Below are 18,453 nucleotides of genomic sequence, written 5' to 3' on the forward strand. Positions count from 1 at the left end.
GGTACGGGGCCTTCGGGCTGGTGTTGGGCCGATCGAAAATGCAAAAGGTCAACGTCCTCGGGTATATCTGAGCGCGATTTGCTACATTTCAGGTGCGAAAATGCTCAGTTATAGCAGTGGACCTATAGCATCTGCGAAAAGCCGACGGGGCACAGCCTGAAGACGCAGCTCTAGAGGCCTTGTGCCTGCGAGGGCGTTTCCGCAAGAGAATCGTCGTCATAGGATTCTGGTGACGCTCCGCCCTGCGGCGTTCCCGAATATGGAGCGCCACCGTTGCAAAGCTCTGGCCATTCGTCTGGATAAAGCAAGTGTCCATTAAGGCCACCGCATACTCGTTCCGCGCGCATGGAACGCTGGAGTGCAGGGGTATTGCACAGTTCGGTTTGGTGGGAAGAGTCATCAGAAAACTTCCCGAATGCTCCAAGGCCTATTTCGCAATACAGCAGCTCTGGCTCAGCGGCTGCCGCCTGCGGTTGTGCACCTGGCTCCTCAGCTGCTACTTGGGTTTCTGGTTCTGTTGGGATTTCGGTAGTGGGCTCTTGCGTGGTTGATTGTGCAATGCTGCTCGATGAGGTCGCACTAGGTGAGCTGGAAGATGGACTGATTGAAGTACTGGTGGATTCCTCTTCGGAAGGCGAGGGGCCAGCATCAGGGGATGAACAAGCACTAATGGAAATGGTGAGGATGGCACCTAGGAGCAGTAGGGGAGACTTGGTTGGCATGGCGGAGTGTCTTTCAGGAAGCGGTGAGAAATACACCGAGGAGGAGAGAACGGTCTTAGCTTAGCCTGCAGATTTGTTAGTGCGTGAAACAATCGGAGATTTTGGTGCGGTGGGTTATCATTGCAGGTAATGAGTTCTGACATTGATACACAGTTTGATGCGGCATTCGAGGGCCTGCCAGATGACCCCGATGATGCTGCTCCGGAAGCCGCCGGGGAGAAGGCAGCTCCGTTAGATTATTCGCAGTACACGGATACCCCAGAAGGATTCCGCTCTGGATTCGTATCCTTTGTGGGCCGCCCGAATACGGGTAAATCCACGCTGACCAACGCGCTGGTGGGCCAAAAGATCGCCATTACCGCGGACCAGCCGGAAACGACCCGCCACACCATCCGCGGTCTGGTTCACCGCGAGGACGCACAGGTCGTCGTGGTGGATACACCGGGTCTGCACCGCCCCCGCACCTTGTTGGGCGAGCGGCTTAATGAAGTGGTTAAAGAAACGTATGCGGATGTGGATGTCATCGGCTTGACCATTCCTGCTGATGAGAAGATCGGTCCGGGTGACCGGTGGATCCTGGATAATGTGCGCTCGATTGCGCCGAAGACCCCCATCATCGGCATCGTGACCAAGCTGGATAAAGCCTCTAAGGACCAGGTGGGCGCGCAGCTTTTGGCCTTGCACGAGCTCTTGGCGCAAGAAGATCCGGAGGCCGTGGTGATTCCGGTTTCTAGTAAAAAGGGCGTGCAACTGGATGACTTGGTGCAGGTCATCGTGGAGCACTTGCCGGAGGGCCCGAAGTTCTACCCGGATGATCACATCACGGATGAGGGGCAAGAAAAGCGCATCGAAGAACTCATCCGTGAGGCTGCGCTCTCTGGCCTGAAGGCAGAGCTACCACACTCGGTTGCGGTGCAGATTGATGAAATGCTGCCTTCGCGCACGCGTGAGGGAGTGCTGGATATTCACGCCATCATGTACTTGGAGCGTCAAGGGCAAAAGCGGATCATCGAGGGTAAAGATGGCCTGCGTTTCCGCCGCATCGTGGGCAATGCCCGCAAGGAAATCATGGAGCTACTGGGCCAGAACGTGTACCTGGATCTGCGCATCAAGGTGCTGAAGAACTGGCAATCTGATGCCAAGTCGCTGGGCAGGCTCGGGTTCTAAAAGGCCATGCGCGAAAATTATCGCGACCGCGCCGTGGTCATTCGCTCCTATGATTTTGGGGAAGCCGACCGCGTCATCGTACTGCTCACCCAAAACCATGGGTTGGTGCGTGCGGTGGCCAAGGGCGTGCGCCGAGCAAAATCCCGCTTTGGATCGCGGCTGCAGCTCTTCGTCAATCTGGACGTCCAGCTGTATATAGGAAAGAACCTGGCCACGATTTCCCAGGCGGATACGGTGAATTATTTTGGTGCGCGCCTCATCGAAGACTACGAGCGCTATACGGCCGCCTGTGCGGTCTTGGAATCGGCCGAGCGGCTCATCTACGCGGATGGAGACGGCGACCCGTACCTCTACAACGCGGTGGTGGCGACGCTCGAGCAGCTGCAAACCGAGGAGCCGACGCAAACGCTTGATGCGTTCTTATTGCAGGCCATGGCGCATGCCGGCTGGGCACCGAGCCTTTTTGATTGCGCCCAGTGCCAGCGCCCCGGCCCGCACCATGCCTTTCACCCGGCCGTCGGCGGCGCCGCCTGCCACGAATGCCGGCCGCCAGGAGCTGCGGAGGTGGATCCGGAAACCCTGCACCACTTGTGGCTTTTGGCACATGGCTACCCGACGGATCCGACTAATGCGCAGCGGCAGGAGGGGCATCGGCTAGCGCGGGCGCACCTGCAGTGGCACATGGAGCGAAATGTGTCCGCATTACAGGTGATGGAACAGTAAACTGTAGCCCGTGATTACCCCAGATCCTTCTCGTCGCCTGACCCCGCCGAATATTCCGGATGAGCTGCTGCCACGCCATATTGCGTTGGTGATGGACGGCAATGGCCGCTGGGCCCAAGAAAAGGGCATGAAACGCACGGAAGGCCACCGTAGGGGAGAGGCGGTGCTTCTCGATGTCGTCGATGCCTGCCTCGCCGCCGGTGTACCGTATCTTTCGGCATATGCGTTTTCCACTGAAAACTGGCGGCGCAGCCCGGAAGAGGTGCGCTTTTTGATGGGCTTTAATCGCGATGTGCTGCGGCGGCAGCGCGAGTGGCTCAATGAGCGCGGCGTGCGCGTGGTGTGGGTAGGGCGTCGACCGCGCCTGTGGCGCTCGGTGATTAAAGAGCTCGAGACCGCCGAAGAATTGACCAAGGATAATACAAAAATGACGCTGGCCATGTGCGTCAATTACGGCGGCCGGGCGGAAATGGTCGATGGCGTGCGCCAGCTTGCGGAAAAGGTCGCCGCTGGTGAAATCCGGCCGCGCGATATTAAAGAAAGCACCATCGCAGAGCATCTCTATGATCCCGGCATGCCGGACGTGGACCTATTCTTGCGGCCTTCCGGAGAGAAGCGCACCTCGAACTTCCTATTGTGGCAGTCCGCCTATGCCGAGATGATTTACCAGGACAAGCTATTTCCTGATTTCACCCCGGAGGATCTCTTCGCCGCCATTGAGGAATATGCCCGCCGGGATCGCCGCTTCGGTGCTGTGAAGTAGGGAAATAGGGAGGTTAAAACAGCGCGCGTGATTATTGTGCGGCGGCGCACTGCGAGCACACGCCGAAGATCTCCGCGTCGTGGCCGGTAAGTTCGAAGTTGTATTCGGCGGCTACGGCCGACGCCCACTTTTCAATGGGGCCGCCATCGATTTCTTCGGTGCGGCCGCATTTGGTGCATACCAGGTGGTGGTGGTGCGCATCGGTTTCGCAATGGCGGTACAGGGTTTCGCCGTTGGGCATGTGTAGCGCGTCTACGGCATCAATATCGGAAAGAGACTGTAGGGTGCGGTAGACGGTAGTGAGGCCGACTTTTTCTTGTCGCTCTTGGAGCTGGTGATAAATTTCCTTGGCGGAGGCGAATTTGTCGATGTCCCGCAGGACCTCGACCACCGCGGTGCGCTGTTTAGTATTGCGCGAGCCGAGCTTGGGGATACTCTCATGAATGGACATGCCATCCATATTATCAACTCTTTTTCAACAAGCGCTATAATAAATCGTCTTTATATGCAGACCGGTTATTAAGAGGCGATTTTCGCGGCGTCTTCCAAAAGGGTTAACATCTCCGGTGCTACCAGAGAGTAGGTCACCTCGCGCCCATTGCGCTCGGAGCTGACAATCCCTGCCTGCTTAAGCACCCGCAGGTGCTGGCTAATCAGCGGCTGGGACTTGCCGGTGGCTTTTACCAGCTCGTGCACGTAATGGTCGCGCTCCGCTAGGCGGGTAATAATGGAAATGCGCAGCGGGGAATCGAGGGCCGCGATAACGCTTGCGGCCGCAGAGTTATTAAATGCTAATTGAACGGTCGTCATAGGGAGTGGGCACCTTCAATACGGTATCTATTATCTGTCGACCACTACTATATTACCTCAAGTTGGTCATTACCTGTACATTAACCGAATTAAATTTGCACCCCCTGATCCCACTACTGATGGGGGATAAGGGTTAAACTGAATGAGATTGTCACGACTGTCCCCTACCAGAGGAGTCCTTTACAACCATGGCATCCCTTATCGATACCGTTGTTAATCTGTGTAAACGCCGCGGCTTGGTCTACCAGGCGGGTGAGATTTACGGCGGTTCCCGCTCCGCATGGGACTATGGTCCTCTTGGTGTGGAGTTGAAGGAAAACATCAAGCGCCAGTGGTGGCGCCACATGGTCCAATCCCGCCCCGATGTCGTGGGTGTGGATACCTCCGTCATCCAGCCGCGCCAGGTGTGGGTCTCCTCCGGCCACGTGGAGGTCTTTACTGATCCGCTGGTGGAATCCCGCCACACCGGTAAGCGCTACCGCGCCGACCACCTGATTGAGGCCTACGAGGAAAAGCACGGCCACGAGCCGGAAAATGGCCTGGCGGATATCAATGACCCGGAAACCGGCCAGCCAGGTGACTGGACCGAGCCGAAGGCCTTTTCTGGCCTGCTGAAGACCTTCCTGGGGCCAGTCGATGACGAGCAGGGCCTGCACTACCTGCGTCCCGAGACCGCACAGGGTATCTTCATCAACTTCAAGAACGTGATGACCTCCTCGCGCATGAAGCCGCCATTTGGCATTGCCAATATTGGTAAGTCCTTCCGCAACGAGATCACCCCGGGTAACTTCATCTTCCGTACCCGCGAGTTCGAGCAGATGGAGATGGAGTTCTTCGTCAAGCCAGGCGAGGACGAAGAGTGGCACCAGTACTGGATCGATGACCGCTACAAGTGGTACACCGACCTGGGCATCAAGGAAGAAAACCTGCGCCTGTACGAGCACCCCAAGGAAAAGCTCTCGCACTACTCCAAGCGCACCGTGGACGTGGAGTACGCCTTCGGCTTCAAGGGCTCCAAGTGGGGCGAGCTGGAAGGTGTGGCCAACCGCACCGACTATGACCTCTCCGTCCACGACAAGGGCTCTGGCGAGGACCTGTCCTACTATGACCAGGCCAATGACGAGCGCTGGATTCCGTACGTCATCGAGCCGGCCGCCGGCCTGGGCCGTTCCATGATGGCGTTCCTGGTAGATGCCTACGACGAGGAAGAGGTCCCGAACGCTAAGGGCGGCACCGACAAGCGCGTGGTTCTGCGCTTGGACCGCCGCTTGGCGCCCATCAAGGTCGCCGTCCTGCCGTTGTCCAAGAAGGAGGAGCTTTCCACCCCGGCCCGCGAGCTTGCGGATAAACTGCGCGCCTACTGGAACGTGGACTTTGACGTCTCCGGCGCCATCGGCCGCCGCTACCGCCGCCAAGACGAGGTCGGTACGCCCTTCTGCGTCACCTTCGACTTCGATTCCCTCGAGGATAACGCAGTGACCGTGCGCGAGCGCGACACCATGGAGCAAGAGCGCGTAAAGATTGAGGATCTTGAGTCCTACCTCGCCGCGCGCCTGATTGGATGCTAAGCAGATGCACTACACCAGCTGGGATCGCTCCGAGCGCGACAAGCCCGTCCTCCTCGTTGAGGAGGGGCCGGAGCGCCTAGGCGTGTTCGCGGAGCATTCCGCCGAGGTAGACGGCAACTTTTGGCGCGTCGAGGTCAGCGATCTGGGCGCTTCGGCCACGCTTGACGATGGCTCCGTCTACCGCCTCGCCGGACGCCTCGGCCGCGATAAGCGCTTGGAGGCATCGCTCAACGGCCGCACCTTTCATTACGTCAATGAAAATAGCGGCGATTGGATCATCGATGATGTCGATGACAATAAAGTGGCGCAGTTTTCCGCCAAGAATTCTGGTGTGCGCAAGGCCATCTTGGAATTCGAAGACGATGCGGAGGGTCTAAGCACCGCCGAGATCGCCGGTCTGAGCTGGTTTACCCGCGCAATTTTGGAAAAGAACACCAAAAACTCCGCGTGGGTATGGATCATCACGCTGGTATTGGCCTCCATCGTTGCCCTGCTGGCGGTGTTCATTTTCTAATGGCGGGAACGATGCCGTGGCAGTGGAATGGTACTATTCTGCGCGACGTACGCGGAACCGATATCGCCTGGGTGCGAGATGGGGTACTGACCATTGCCGGCGCGCTCTCTGGGGATCCCACACAACCAGATACGCTGTTTGACGTGGAGACCTCGCTAGACGGGGCAACCGCCTCCCCGCGCTTTTTCCTGCGGGCTAGTCCGCGTGCCAACCGCAGCGCGGGCTCCGAGGCCGCGAAGCAGTGTGAAGTCTCGCAGGCGGGTTTGACCGTCACGCGTTTGCGCGCTACCTGCGGAGATGCCCACTACCTTTTGGAGCGGTCCGCCATCTTTGGCAAGCAGCGCCGCATACTGGCCCTTGACGGACAACAAGGTAATTCGGAGGGCACCGAAGTTGCCCGTCTTACCCCGCGGGGCAGTGGCCTGGAAGTATCGGCCTCCAATTCCAGCGGGCACGGCTTGCCGGACGTGGATGCGGTGGTGCTGAGTTATGGCTGCCTGCTTGTCGATGCCACACCACGCATCGTGCGCGGCTAAGTACCGACCAAGCCGGTCTTCTAAGCCGGCGGTCTAGAAGGAGCCGCTCTGGAAGGAGCCGCTCTAGAACGAGCCGCCGCGGAAACCGCCTCCGCCACCGCCGCCGGAGAATCCTCCTCCGCCGCCACCGAAGCTACCGCCGCCTCCGCTGAAACCGCCGCCGAAGCCGCGGCCACCGCCGCCAAGGATTTGGCCTAAGACCATTCCGGTGATGATATTTCCGGCAGCGGAACTCGTCTGCTGGCGTTGTTGCTGGCGGCGATACTCGTCGGAATCATCCTTGGCCCGTTGCAAGGCGGTTTGCGCTGCGGCAACGGCTTCGCGGGAGGATTGCAACGCGCCGCGGATATCGCTGCGCTGGGTGTGCAGGGCTTGGGCGTGGAGACGCTTGGCATCGGCAAGCGCGGTGCGGGCGCCGGAACCAACAATGCGCCCGCGCGAGGAAATGAGATCCTCGGCGGCCTGAATATTGGATTCTGCCACCGACATTTGCTGGTGGAAAAGCTCGATCTGGCGCGCGTGGGTAGAAGTCTTTTCCCGCACGCGGTCGAGGCCCTCATCCAGTTCGGTATCGATGCTCGTAAGGGCGGTGTGCTGGCCCAAGGGATCCGTATCGCCCTGCTGCTTGGCGTCAGTGACCGCAGCAGAGGCGCGCTGCAGCAGTTCTTCGAGGGCTTGCCAATCCGCCTGGGTTCCCTGGGATTTGCCTTGGCGCTCTAGCTCGCGGGCTTCCTCGATTTCGCCCTCGACCTCGGTGATAAGCGCACCCAGATTACGGCGGGCGGAGGAAATATTCTCCTCGGCGTGCTCCACTCCGGTCAGGAGCCTATCGGTGGCCTCCGTGGCGTGCTCGATATCGCGGATAAGCCCCACGAGCGAACCTTGTTTCCCGGCCGGCTGGCCTTGCACCTCGCGGGCTTGGTCCAGGAGCTTTTCCGCCTCATCGAGGGAGGCGCTCGCCAATTCAGGGTTATCTGCAATGGAGGATAAGACCTCTGTGGGGTAGTCCTTTTGAAGCTTTGTGAGGGTACCTTCGGCGCCAGGCAGGCGAGTGCGCAGACCGACGGTGCGCTGGGTGAGCTCGTCCAACTTGGTGTCACTTTGCAGCAGTAGGTCGCGCATCTGGGCGAACTCTTCTGCCTGGCTATCTAGGGCATCATCGGCCTGGCCGCAGGTGGAGACGATTTCTACCAGCATCTGCCGGCGCTCTGCTTGGGATTCTGGCACCGCATCATCGAGGCGCTGGCGAATCTTGAAGGCCTTTTGCAGGGTAGAGGTGGAATGATTCATCGCCTTGGTAAACGGGCGGGTGCGCTCCGGCCCGAACTCAGACAGGGCGATATTGAGCTCTTCCTTGCCGCGGCGGATGGATTCATCCGTGGAGACCAATTCTTCTTGGGCCAATTTATCCAAGGTATCCAGCGGCAGCCGATTTAATTGATCGGTATCTTCTGGCGCAATCTCGCGGGCGGACTCTAAGGTCTTTGCCTGATTCTTCTTTGTATTGCGGCGCGAGTAGTACCAGACGCCACCGCCTGCAGCGACGATGGCAGCGGCGCCACCGCCCAGCCAGGCTATGCCGGAAGAATCGGAGGAGCTGGAGGAGCCGAGGGCGGCATCGGCAAGCGAGATCGCAGAAGCGCCGTATTCCTCGGCGGATAGCTTGCTGTAGGCGGCATCATACATCTGATCCAGGCGGCCCTCGGGCCATTGATCGCCCGTCTGCACGCTCACCTGGCGCTCGTTCACACCAACGACATAGGCCGCGGAATTCGGGCCCTTTTCGTTGACGATGCTGCGCGCATAGCTTTCTGGATCAGTGCCAAGATCGTTTGCGAAGACAACAAAGATGATGAGCGACTGGTCTTTTTGCAGCTGGGTGATCTTCTCATTGATCTCCTTAATTTCCTCGGTGCTTAAGACCCCTGCCTCATCATTTACCCTATCCGTCACCGCCGCCGTATCCGGGGCTTGGGCAATGGTAGTGGTCTCCGCGGCTAGGGCCTGGCCTGCGCCAATGGAGGTGCAGCCGAGCAAAAATGCCGCGATGGTAGCGCGGCCGATTCGTGCACTAAGATTCATGCCCACAACCATACCTGCCCGAACGCTCAATCCGGAGAACCTCTTTCGCAGGCAGTAGGGTGGGAAGCATTGTGAAATACGTCGTTGTTTTAGGCACCGCGCAATACGATGGCCGCCCCTCCCGCATCCTGGCTGGGCGCCTGCGCCATGCCGGGGATTACCGTGGGCGGCCAGCTACCCGGGGATCGGTTTACGGAGGCCGGGGTTGCCCGCGATTACCTTCGCGAGCATTTCCCTGAGCTGCAGGTATCCGCCGTGGAAGAAGGCCTCGATACGCGCGGGTCCTTAGCTGCGGTTATCGATGCCCACGGCCTTGCCGATGCCATCATCGTCACCGATCCCTTGCATAGGTTGCGCACGTGGGTCGTCGCTAAGCAGGAAGGGCTCAACGCCCAAGTGTCCGGCACGCCCTATTATCCCGCCCGGCGGTTTTCTAAGCCTTGGTGGCGCTACCTCGCGCACGAATGCGGCGGGCTGTTTTATATAGGTATTTCCAGCATTGTCTCTCCCCGATGCGCGCGTGCCTGGAAAAGGCGCCTGTACCGCATTGAGCTGATGCTGCGGCCGAATCAGAAGCTGCGGCACGAAACGATGCAAAAGGAAGAGAGGACTCCTTAAACCTAAAAATGATTTTCATATGTTATTTTATAACCTGATGATACTTTTCAAATAGGGTATCTTGTTTATTAATGTGGTTACTGGGGCATCATGAAAAACTATCCTCACACATTTTGAAATGCTTCGGAGATTCACGTGGAGAACATGCTGCAACTAGAGGGCCTAGCGGTACAGCCAAGCAGGAAGAGTGGACCGTTATTTTCCATCAATTCCAAGCATGAGCCCGGTACCCTTACCTGGATCCGTGGAGCCTCTGGGTCTGGTAAAACTACGCTGCTCCGCGTGGTTTGTGGTCTCCAAAAACCCACATCGGGAACAGTTAACATCTTCGGAAACGATTTGTGGAGCTCCTCTGAAAAGAGCAGGGATAGGCTTCGAGCGAAGTCAATGGGAATTGTCTTTCAAGATTCCGGCATAGTCCCCTGTCTGACTGTCGACGAAAACCTATCCTTCGCTCGAGAGCTTAGTGGGGCTTCTACAACGTTGGAAGACAATCGTTCGCTGTTGGCTCAATTTAGCATGAGTGAATATGCTGACTCACTTCCACACGAGCTCTCGGGCGGGCAACGTCAACGTGCAGCTATAGCAACGGCGATGTCCAAAGGGCCTCGACTAATTCTCGCCGATGAGCCAACGAGCGCGTTAGATGAGAAAAATGCGTACTCGGTATTGCGCTATCTGCATAACTATGTAAAGGAAAAGCGGACAATCGCATTGGTCGTCTCCCACGACGATCGATTAGAGAAGTTTGCTGATGAGGTCTTGGAAATCGGGGGTAACTAGTGAACTTTCGCGCGGTCGAATCTAAGATACGCAAAGCCACTTTCGCGGAAAGTGTCCCGCTGCTCACAACGGCGTTTGTTCTTATGTTCTTCGTGAGCCTGTTGGTCTCGACTTTAGCGGCGGAAGAAGTAGCTGAATCTATGTCAATGGGGCTGATGTATTCAGCTATTATCTCCACCGTTCCCTTTGCCCTAGCTCTCAAATACTGCATAAGGCATGTGGTGGAAGGGAGGCGCCACCACTATGAAGCTCTCCGTCTATTTGGACTGTCGCTTAAGCGAATCCGGCGAGAATTATTTCTCGAATTACTTACGGCGTATGCGTGCTTTGCTATTATCAGCGCCTTTCTTGTTCCCGTGTTGATGAAGCCAATCTTTCTCTTGTTGTATTCGGACTTCGGCGTTGAGCTTCCTAAAGGACTTCCTTCACCGTTGCTAATTGCGCCAATTTCGTGGTGGATACTCACAGTCCTGAGCTTTGTTCCCTTTCAACAGGAAACGAAGGTTTTGGAGAATTTGAGTCGGGGTCCGACGAGTAGGGATTCAATGCCACGAAGCCCACGAGCTGCACAGCTTCTTCGCTATCCGCTGGGTATAGTGGCTTTTGCCGTGCTACTTGGAGGACTTGGATTAATTCCTCAGGCGACTCCTGCGAGTAGATGGCCATTAATATTTGTATATTGCGTTCCCTTTTTGGTGAGTGCGGCTTCTGTATTTATTTACGCTGTTGTCCTCTATCTTGTCGAATTTTTTGCTCTTAAGCTCAGAAGATGGAGTCCTCTGCTTTTGGGAGTCCGGTACACACGGTCCTTTATTGCTACTACCGTATTGCGGGTTTCTTGTATCTTTGTCATGTTTCCAATCATTCTTTTTATTGCGAATGATTCTGCACTTTTCTCCGCTAGAGAAGCATTAGCAGACAACACTAAGGACGTGTACGTCGCGACGCCGGAGGAAGGCGACACTTCCAACTCGGTAAACGTTGAGAATGCTTGCCGGACCCACTCGGAAGACTGCTTAGGTATTCTTAGCTGGGTGCCTGCTGTCGAGAGCCCAAACGGACTTCAGCCTTCCACCCCAGAAGAAGGCGCGGTCTTTGCTTTAGTGGAAGATCGGGAAGGAACGGTCGGTTCGTTGGTGAGAAACCCAACGGTAATCGAGCGGGAACCTAGATCGCCGTTTGATCAGACTTGGATGCGGCCATGGGATCAAACCTTTAATTCTCGGGAGGATCCTGCGTGGGAAAGGGCCGAAGAAGAAGGTGCAGCTTACTCTGTAGCTGTATTCTCGAAGGACGTAGAGCTGCGGGATTTCGAGGCATTACACGTTATAGGCGCTAATCAATGGGCCGATAACTTACCTTCGACATTGTTTTACGGTCCGAATGGTACAGGTACTAGCGAGTTTATCCCTCTGTTCGCTTATGTGATTGTTGGGGGAGCGGTTCTCATATTCGGACTGGCTTTGGCACAGCAAGGTCGGCTCATCCGCTTCGTTACAATCGCTTGGCAGCAAGGAGTTTCAGCCGCAGAAGCACACCGAAATAGGATACTGGCTAACTGTCTGCCGTCTGCCTTTGCAGTAGTTTTATCGCTAGGATCAGCCGGACTTTTGAGTCTGTACATGAACTACAATATTGCGCAAAAGCTGGTGTTACATTTCCCTGCTGTTCCTATTGGGCTCATCTTTTTCTTAGTAGTGGTCGTCGGCTTGGCTTCGATCGGCGGTAATTTCGTGAAAGGTCCGCAAGGTACTAAGAGCTAAGCAGCCACGTTGCTGCCCCAAAAGGCCAGTTCACAGAATAAACTTAGAGCGTGTCTTATTCTTATGCTGCAGCTGATTTCGCCCGGCTGGCCGAAGAACGGCCCAAGGGATCCACGATTAGCGATATCGAAGAACACCGCGGGGTATTCTCCCGCGACCGCGCCCGCGTCTTGCACTCGGCTGCGCTGCGGCGATTGGCGGATAAAACCCAGGTTGTAGGCCCACGCGATGGCGATACCCCGCGCACCCGGCTTACCCACTCGCTCGAAGTAGGCCAGATTGCCCGCGGTATCGGAGCAGGGCTTGGTCTTGATCCGGATCTCTGTGACATGGCCGGGCTCACCCACGATATCGGCCACCCGCCCTATGGCCACAATGGCGAAAATGCGCTCAATGAGGTTGCACAAGGCGGTTTCGAGGGAAATGCGCAAACCCTGCGCATCCTGACCCGCCTCGAGCCCAAAGTCCTAGTCGAGGACGCCGATGGCACCGCCCACAGCTTCGGCCTCAACCTCACCCGCGCCGCGCTCGATGGGGCCTGCAAATACCCCTGGACCAAGACCAATCCGGATGGCACCATCAACCGCAAATACGGCGCCTATGATGAGGATGCGGACCTTTTAGCGTGGTTGCGCGAGGGCCACACCGATAACCGAAAGTGCATCGAGGCCCAGGTCATGGACTGGTCCGATGATATTGCCTATTCCGTACACGACGTGGAAGACGGCATCATCTCCCAGCGCATTTCCCTGAACGTGCTGTGGGATTTGGTGGAGCTAGCCCACCTTGCAGAAAAGGGCGCCGAGGCCTTTGGCGGAACCGCCGATGAGCTCTTGGAAGCCGCCGATAGCCTGCGCAACCTCGATGTCATTAATGCCCTTGGCAATTTCAACTACACCCTGCGCGATTATGCCAAGCTGAAAAAGATGACCTCTGAGCTGGTGGGGCGCTATGTAGGTGCCACCATCGGTGCTACCTCGGAGGCGAATGCCGAACTCATCAGTGCCAATACCCTCGGCCGTATGCACGGTGAACTGCGCATTCCTCCCTTGGCGCAGGCAGAGGTCAAGCTCTTAAAGACGATCGCCGTGCTTTATGTGATGGATGAACCAGCGCACTTAGCGCGCCAAGACCGCCAGCGCGAGCGCATCTACCGCGTCTACGATTACCTCGTTGCCGGTGCGCCCGGTTCGCTCGATGCCACCTTCCGCCTGTGGTGGGAACAAGCCGATACCGACGCCGCCCGCGACCGCGCCATCATCGACCAGATCGCCTCCATGACCGAATCCCGCCTCGAGCGGCTTGCGCGCCGGAGCGCTGACCTTTCGGGGTTCTTGGACTAGTAGCTATGCAGGCTTGGTTGCCCTTTTTGAGGTGCTTGGCCGCGGACTTTCGTCAAAAGTGCAACCTCCGCTGCAATTTTTGAAGCGAAAAAGTGATAACTGAGGGCGCGCGATGCTCAGTTGTAGCAGAGGACCTATAGCATCCGCGGAATGCCAGCATCTGCGGGACGCCAGTATTCGCGGAGCCGCAGCATCCGCGGACTAGCTATTAGCGCGCGAGCCTAACTCCTTCATCTTGGACAACGGCGGCGATGGCCGCGAAGTCATCCAACTCCATTTCCATGTTGGCAGCCACAATGGTGGATACTTCATTCTCACGCAGGAAGTTAGCTAGATCCTCCAGGCTGCGCGGGCCACAATCCACACATCCATGGGTGCGTCCTAAGGCATTGAAGAAATCCGTACGGGTACGGATGGGTTCCGTAATTAAAATGCGGTGCACTATTAATCCTCTGCGTCTGGGATAGAACAGAATGTTTGGTAATGGTCGTCGGTGTAGTACCACACATCGGGGTCGGCTTCGGTGCCGCCGCCGGTGACGATGCGCCTCGATCCGCGATGATTACTGCCAGGGGTTTCTACCGTGTACTCGCGGTAATAGTCCTGCGCCTGCTGGGGGAGGACGCCTTCATAATTGCCAAAATGGGAATTATCTTTGTCGGGGTAGTCATAAGGGCCGCCTGCGAGAATATCGTCTGCGGTTTCTTCGGCCTCGCTGGGAAGGGAAGAAATTGCGCAGGTCTCATCCGTCGATGATGCATCCCCGTTACCGCCGAGGTCGAAGCCGAAATAACTAGCGCCTGCGACGATGGCGAGTCCACCAAGGGCCACTGGAAGCGATTTCTTAGACGCTTTGGACTTGGACATATTCCCTATTGTTGCAGGAAATATCTCGAAAACATAAACGTCCACTGCGTCAAGAGCGATATCCAAAATTGCCCCGTCCCGGGGGTGGGAATACCCGGCGAAAGGCTGCCCCACATGTGGGTAAAACACGGTAATTCTGTGTACTTATTGAGCGGGACAATCCAATGCGACCATCCTGGCTTTGGCGGTTGAGCATTCGATAAATGGGCGGGGTAGTCTGTAGCCATGGCAAAGGGCAGAATTCCGGACAGTGATATCCAAGCTATCCGTGAACGCGCGCCTTTAGAAGAAATCGTGGGCGAATATGTGCAGCTCAAACCAGCAGGGCATGATTCTTTGAAGGGCTTGAGCCCATTCAAGGATGAAAAGACGCCGTCCTTCCACGTCCGCCCGCAGCGCGGTTATTATCACTGCTTTTCCACCGGTAAGGGTGGCGATGTATTCAGCTTCCTGATGGAGATGGAACAGGTCTCTTTTCCGGAGGCCGTGGAAGCCGTAGCGCAAAAGATTGGCTACCACATTAACTATCAGGGTGGCTCGACCGGTGCTCGCAATGAGAAACCGGGGACGAGGCAGCGGCTAATTGCTGCGAATAAAGCGGTGCACGAGTTCTACCGGAAGCAGCTGGAAACCCCAGAGGCCGCAACGGCGCGCAATTTTTTGCTGGACCGCGGGTTTAGCCGCGAGGTTATTTATGATTTCGAGTGCGGGTACGCCCCAGAAGGCTGGGATACTGCCACAAAGCACCTATTGCGCATGGGCTTTTCCTTTGAAGAACTAGAGGCAGCCGGCATTTCCAAGATGGGCAAGCGTGGTCCCATTGATCGTTTCCACCGCCGGTTGCTGTGGCCCATTAAGGATCTTTCCGGCAACGTCATTGGGTTTGGTGCGCGCAAGCTCTTTGATGATGACAAGTTGGGCAAGTACATGAATACGCCCGAGACCATGCTTTATCACAAGTCTAAAGTGCTCTTTGGGCTGGATTTGGCCAAGCGCAATATCGCAGAAGGCCACCAGGCCGTGGTGGTGGAAGGCTATACGGATGTGATGGCCATGTACGCGGCAGGCATTAAAACTGCCGTGGCCTCGTGCGGTACGGCCTTTGGTGGGGAGCACTTGCAGGTGCTGCGTCGGCTCATGCTGGATGATTCTTATTTCCACGGCGAGCTCATCTACACCTTCGATGGTGATGAAGCGGGACAGAAGGCCGCGATGCGTGCCTTTGACGGGGAGCAGAAATTTACCGGACAATCCTTCGTCTCTGTGGCGCCAGACGGCATGGACCCGTGCGATCTGCGCCTTGAAAAGGGCGATGCCGCGGTGCGCGATCTGGTGGCAGACCGCATCCCCATGTTTGAATTCGTCATTCAGTCAGTTATTACTGATTTCCGGATTGATACTGCCGAAGGCCGCTTGCAGGCTTTGCGGCGGGCGGTGCCCATCGTCGCGCAAATCCGGGACCAGCCCCTGCAGCGCGAGTACGCCCGCCGGCTTGCCGGCTGGGTGGGCTGGAACGATCCGGAAGAGGTGCTCCGCCAAGTGCGCGCGGAGGCGAAGAAACCGAAGAAGGCGGATAAGCCGACGATACGCCGCTTTGATAATGCACAGCCGCAGCCGGCGCAGCAGGATGTGCCCATGATCCATCCGCCCAGCCCGAAGGAGACCCATCTGTGGCCGCAGCGGGAGGCGCTAAAGTTGGCCTTGCAGATGCCGGAGGTCGTTGGCTCGTACTTTGATGGCATTACTGCCGATGCCTATACCAACGACGCCTACCGCATTGTCCGGCAGGCGATTTCCGCCGTGGGCGGGGCAGACAAGGGCGCCACTATGTCCGGGGTGGATTGGATTGCCGCCGTTGCCGGGGAAATGCAGGATCTTACGGGAAGGAATTTCGTCTCCGAGCTGGCAGTCGAGGCTATCCTGCCCACGGACGTGGGCGCGGAAAAATATGCGGATTCCGTGCTCTCGCGGCTGCAGGAAACCGTCGTGGGCGATCAGATTGCACAGCTGAAAGCCCAGTTGGGCCGGATGCGGCCTACCGATGATGAGGCCGGCTATAACTCCCTGTTCGCGGACCTCATTGCCTTGGAGCAGGCCCGCCGCGAGCTAAATGACCGCGCCTTTCGCGGAACGCCAGGTATATAAAATCCCCGGGCAGGCACTCGAGCGCTAGTTCAGGTGCTGCACGGGGAAGGGCTAACGGGGAAAGGTTTTAATCCTCATCGGGCTCATAAATCCGGTCTGCCTGTGGAGCCTGGTTCCCGCGAGCCTTGCCTTTGCCACGGCGCTTTTCGGAAAGGTCGTGGATTTCGCGCATGCGTGGCTCGGGATCCAGGCGGTTGGCTACCATCTTGCGCGCGGAGCGCACCGCGGATTTGGTGGCGGGGGAGTTGACGGTCTTTTGGTAGGCGCTTTTCATTTGGTGGTAGCGCTTGCGGCCCGCTTTGGTGCCAAATACGTACCCTGCGGCGGCGCCGAAGACGAATTGGATCATTATTGACTAATTCCCCTTTATCCTATGCGAGCAAAAGTTCCTCTCTAGCTTACCGCGTATGTACGGTTTCGCGCCGAAACTGCCCGCTGGAAGTGCCTTCCTGTTTTCATCGGCGCCCATTCGCGCTAGGTTGAGTTAATGATTCTTCATCAGCAGCGAGATTCGGCCATGGCCGCCGCGGTGGCATTTGCCGCACTCGCCACGGCGGGCTTATCCGCGCCTGGTGCCGAACCGTCCGAGGAAACACGGTTCTGGGTGGAGTAGGCAGGGAGGCATCGATTAGCTTGAGCGGTCATATAACTATTTGTTTAAAAAAGCGCTGAGAAAGGTTAGCGCGCAGTTCATATTTCCTTAACGTTAGCTGGTTAGTGTGCAGAGGAAATCACTTCTAGCTGAAAGTTGCGTTATATGACCCGTATTTTCAATCGTGGTGTTTCGCGTCGAGTACTTGCTCTCGGAGCGGCCGCCAGCTTCACTGTTGCTTCCTTTGCACCCGCTGCGCAGGCGGGTGAGCTTTCGTCCAAGGTGCCGCAGGTACAGGGATCTAGCAGTGGATCCAGTATCGGCCCCTCTCCAGTGCAGCACCCAGGCGCGCCGGTTCCTCAGCCCTTTGGTGTGGACTACCTGGCAGGCTTTGAATCCGATATTTCGTCCTACCAATTTGGCAACTATTGGCAGGTTGTCCGCGGGTTTGACCAAATTAAGCACCAGCCTGAGGTCCTTGAAGAAAACATGGATAAGGTAGTGGCCATTAACAATGCGGCTGCTGATGACCCTGAGCTGATCGCCCGTGCGCAATCCGATGCCAAGGCAAGCTCCGGTGGGATGCTCGAGGCCATTTCTGACTCCATGGGCGAGAGCCTAGGCGGCGCATTCCGCGAGGCCTTGGCAGAGCATCGACTGCCAAAGACTCAGTACCTGCTGGGCAATGGCTACGCCGCCCGTGCTGGTGGGCTGGCTAGCTCCACCTTCGCAGAAAAGTACTATTTCCGTTATGACCGCCCATTCGTGCAGGCACCTGATGCTATTAACCGCTACGAAGACGAGTCGAAGGATCTCTATTCCACCTCGCCAGCTTTCCCTTCTGGGCACACTAACCAGGCAACGTGGATCACCACTTTGATGGCTTCTATGCTTCCGGAGGTAGGCCCACAGTTGATGCTGCGCGGCGCCGAAGCAGGGAACCACCGCGTCGTACTGGGTGTGCACTACCCATTGGACGTCATTGGCGGACGCATGACCGGTCAAGCTGCGGCGGCGGATCGCTTGAACGATGACCGCATGCGCGATGCATTGCAGCAGGCTGCGCAGGAAATTCGTGAAGAGATTCAGTGGCGTACGGGCAAATCTGTAGAAGAACTCGTCGCACAGGATAAGGCCGATGGCAAAGAATACCGGTCCACCGCAGATGCTGTAGACGAATACACGGATTTCTTGGATTACGATTTCACTCCAAGCAATCCGACGGACGCGCCGATGGTTGTGCCGCAGGGCGCCCCGATACTGCTCGCCGCTTCCCACCCGGACCTGACTCCGGAACAGCGCGCCGAGGTGCTACGCCAGACCGCACGCCCTGCCGGCAATCCATTGGATTGGCAAGGCAAGGACGGCTCCTGGCAGCGGCTTAACGTGGCCCGCGCCATGGCGGCGCAAGTTAACGTTAATGCAGATGGCAGCGTGAGCGTCCAAGGCTAGCTTGG

At 57.2% G+C, this 18,453-nt stretch carries 20 protein-coding genes; 14 read left to right on the plus strand and 6 right to left on the minus strand.

Annotated features, from left to right (window positions below; all coding sequences use genetic code 11):
* The first annotated feature begins 558 nt into the window (after nucleotides 1-558).
* From ABRP93_RS01820 to ABRP93_RS01835, 4 genes are all read left to right on the plus strand, one after another.
* A complete protein-coding gene (locus ABRP93_RS01820) occupies nucleotides 559-786 on the plus strand; it encodes a hypothetical protein (RefSeq protein ID WP_023023418.1) in 228 nt (75 codons plus the stop codon).
* A 65-nt stretch (nucleotides 787-851) separates the two neighbouring features.
* Complete coding sequence (gene era / locus ABRP93_RS01825) at nucleotides 852-1,889, plus strand: GTPase Era (protein ID WP_023023416.1); 1,038 nt, start codon at nucleotides 852-854, stop codon at nucleotides 1,887-1,889.
* 6 nt (nucleotides 1,890-1,895) lie between these two features.
* On the plus strand, nucleotides 1,896-2,612 hold the full coding sequence (gene recO / locus ABRP93_RS01830) for a DNA repair protein RecO (RefSeq protein WP_349852878.1): 717 nt from the start codon (nucleotides 1,896-1,898) through the stop codon (nucleotides 2,610-2,612).
* A 10-nt stretch (nucleotides 2,613-2,622) separates the two neighbouring features.
* The gene (locus tag ABRP93_RS01835; RefSeq protein WP_349886666.1) at nucleotides 2,623-3,375 is read left to right on the plus strand and encodes an isoprenyl transferase; all 753 of its coding nucleotides are present in this window, start codon (nucleotides 2,623-2,625) and stop codon (nucleotides 3,373-3,375) included.
* A gap of 31 nt (nucleotides 3,376-3,406) precedes the next feature.
* Here ABRP93_RS01835 and ABRP93_RS01840 read toward each other — a convergent pair whose 3' ends face one another.
* Nucleotides 3,407-3,826 carry a Fur family transcriptional regulator gene (locus ABRP93_RS01840; RefSeq protein WP_034658244.1) on the minus strand — a complete coding sequence of 140 codons (420 nt, stop codon included), beginning with the start codon at nucleotides 3,824-3,826 and terminating at the stop codon, nucleotides 3,407-3,409.
* 68 nt (nucleotides 3,827-3,894) lie between these two features.
* On the minus strand, nucleotides 3,895-4,185 hold the full coding sequence (locus ABRP93_RS01845) for an ArsR/SmtB family transcription factor (protein ID WP_349886668.1): 291 nt from the start codon (nucleotides 4,183-4,185) through the stop codon (nucleotides 3,895-3,897).
* Between the two features lie 188 nt (nucleotides 4,186-4,373).
* Here ABRP93_RS01845 and ABRP93_RS01850 point away from each other — a divergent pair, with 188 nt between their 5' ends.
* Genes ABRP93_RS01850 through ABRP93_RS01860 form a run of 3 tightly spaced genes read left to right on the plus strand, consistent with a single transcriptional unit; the run spans nucleotide 4,374 to nucleotide 6,803 of the window.
* Nucleotides 4,374-5,753 (plus strand): glycine--tRNA ligase, encoded by a 1,380-nt coding sequence (locus ABRP93_RS01850; protein WP_349886669.1) that lies wholly within the window; start codon nucleotides 4,374-4,376, stop codon nucleotides 5,751-5,753.
* A 4-nt stretch (nucleotides 5,754-5,757) separates the two neighbouring features.
* A complete protein-coding gene (locus ABRP93_RS01855) occupies nucleotides 5,758-6,267 on the plus strand; it encodes a hypothetical protein (RefSeq protein WP_023029086.1) in 510 nt (169 codons plus the stop codon).
* On the plus strand, nucleotides 6,267-6,803 hold the full coding sequence (locus tag ABRP93_RS01860) for a hypothetical protein (RefSeq protein ID WP_349886670.1): 537 nt from the start codon (nucleotides 6,267-6,269) through the stop codon (nucleotides 6,801-6,803). The genes ABRP93_RS01855 and ABRP93_RS01860 overlap by 1 nt, the downstream gene beginning before the upstream one ends.
* A gap of 63 nt (nucleotides 6,804-6,866) precedes the next feature.
* On the opposite strand, the gene ABRP93_RS01865 is transcribed toward ABRP93_RS01860, so the two are convergent.
* Nucleotides 6,867-8,885 carry a TPM domain-containing protein gene (locus ABRP93_RS01865; protein WP_349886671.1) on the minus strand — a complete coding sequence of 673 codons (2,019 nt, stop codon included), beginning with the start codon at nucleotides 8,883-8,885 and terminating at the stop codon, nucleotides 6,867-6,869.
* 108 nt (nucleotides 8,886-8,993) lie between these two features.
* On the opposite strand from ABRP93_RS01865, the gene ABRP93_RS01870 reads away from it, so the two are divergent.
* The 4 genes from ABRP93_RS01870 (at nucleotide 8,994) to ABRP93_RS01885 (ending at nucleotide 13,392) form a co-directional block, all read left to right on the plus strand.
* Nucleotides 8,994-9,503, plus strand: coding sequence for a YdcF family protein (locus ABRP93_RS01870; RefSeq protein ID WP_349886672.1), 510 nt, complete (start codon nucleotides 8,994-8,996; stop codon nucleotides 9,501-9,503).
* 144 nt (nucleotides 9,504-9,647) lie between these two features.
* A complete protein-coding gene (locus ABRP93_RS01875; protein ID WP_349886674.1) occupies nucleotides 9,648-10,286 on the plus strand; it encodes an ABC transporter ATP-binding protein in 639 nt (212 codons plus the stop codon).
* Entirely contained in the window at nucleotides 10,286-12,049 is a 1,764-nt protein-coding gene (locus ABRP93_RS01880) for an ABC transporter permease (protein WP_349886675.1), read from the plus strand. The genes ABRP93_RS01875 and ABRP93_RS01880 overlap by 1 nt, the downstream gene beginning before the upstream one ends.
* Before the next feature lie 50 nt (nucleotides 12,050-12,099).
* Nucleotides 12,100-13,392 (plus strand): deoxyguanosinetriphosphate triphosphohydrolase, encoded by a 1,293-nt coding sequence (locus ABRP93_RS01885; RefSeq protein WP_349886676.1) that lies wholly within the window; start codon nucleotides 12,100-12,102, stop codon nucleotides 13,390-13,392.
* 208 nt (nucleotides 13,393-13,600) lie between these two features.
* Here the strand turns inward: ABRP93_RS01885 and ABRP93_RS01890 are convergent, their stop codons facing one another.
* Both ABRP93_RS01890 and ABRP93_RS01895 read right to left on the minus strand, forming a co-directional pair.
* Entirely contained in the window at nucleotides 13,601-13,834 is a 234-nt protein-coding gene (locus ABRP93_RS01890) for a hypothetical protein (RefSeq protein ID WP_349886677.1), read from the minus strand.
* 2 nt (nucleotides 13,835-13,836) lie between these two features.
* Nucleotides 13,837-14,259: a guanyl-specific ribonuclease gene (locus ABRP93_RS01895; protein WP_284641428.1), complete on the minus strand. Its 423-nt coding sequence runs from the start codon at nucleotides 14,257-14,259 to the stop codon at nucleotides 13,837-13,839.
* 225 nt (nucleotides 14,260-14,484) lie between these two features.
* Here ABRP93_RS01895 and dnaG point away from each other — a divergent pair, with 225 nt between their 5' ends.
* Entirely contained in the window at nucleotides 14,485-16,404 is a 1,920-nt protein-coding gene (gene dnaG, locus ABRP93_RS01900; RefSeq protein ID WP_349867882.1) for a DNA primase, read from the plus strand.
* A gap of 67 nt (nucleotides 16,405-16,471) precedes the next feature.
* Here the strand turns inward: dnaG and ABRP93_RS01905 are convergent, their stop codons facing one another.
* On the minus strand, nucleotides 16,472-16,753 hold the full coding sequence (locus tag ABRP93_RS01905) for a hypothetical protein (protein WP_023023385.1): 282 nt from the start codon (nucleotides 16,751-16,753) through the stop codon (nucleotides 16,472-16,474).
* A 138-nt stretch (nucleotides 16,754-16,891) separates the two neighbouring features.
* On the opposite strand from ABRP93_RS01905, the gene ABRP93_RS01910 reads away from it, so the two are divergent.
* Both ABRP93_RS01910 and ABRP93_RS01915 read left to right on the plus strand, forming a co-directional pair.
* A complete protein-coding gene (locus ABRP93_RS01910) occupies nucleotides 16,892-17,017 on the plus strand; it encodes a hypothetical protein (RefSeq protein ID WP_255342553.1) in 126 nt (41 codons plus the stop codon).
* Nucleotides 17,018-17,161: 144 nt separating this feature from the next.
* Nucleotides 17,162-18,448, plus strand: coding sequence for an acid phosphatase (locus ABRP93_RS01915; RefSeq protein WP_349886679.1), 1,287 nt, complete (start codon nucleotides 17,162-17,164; stop codon nucleotides 18,446-18,448).
* Nucleotides 18,449-18,453 lie beyond the last annotated feature (5 nt).

It is taken from the genome of Corynebacterium sp. KPL2850 (assembly GCF_040225855.1).
In the GTDB taxonomy this organism is placed as follows: domain Bacteria; phylum Actinomycetota; class Actinomycetes; order Mycobacteriales; family Mycobacteriaceae; genus Corynebacterium.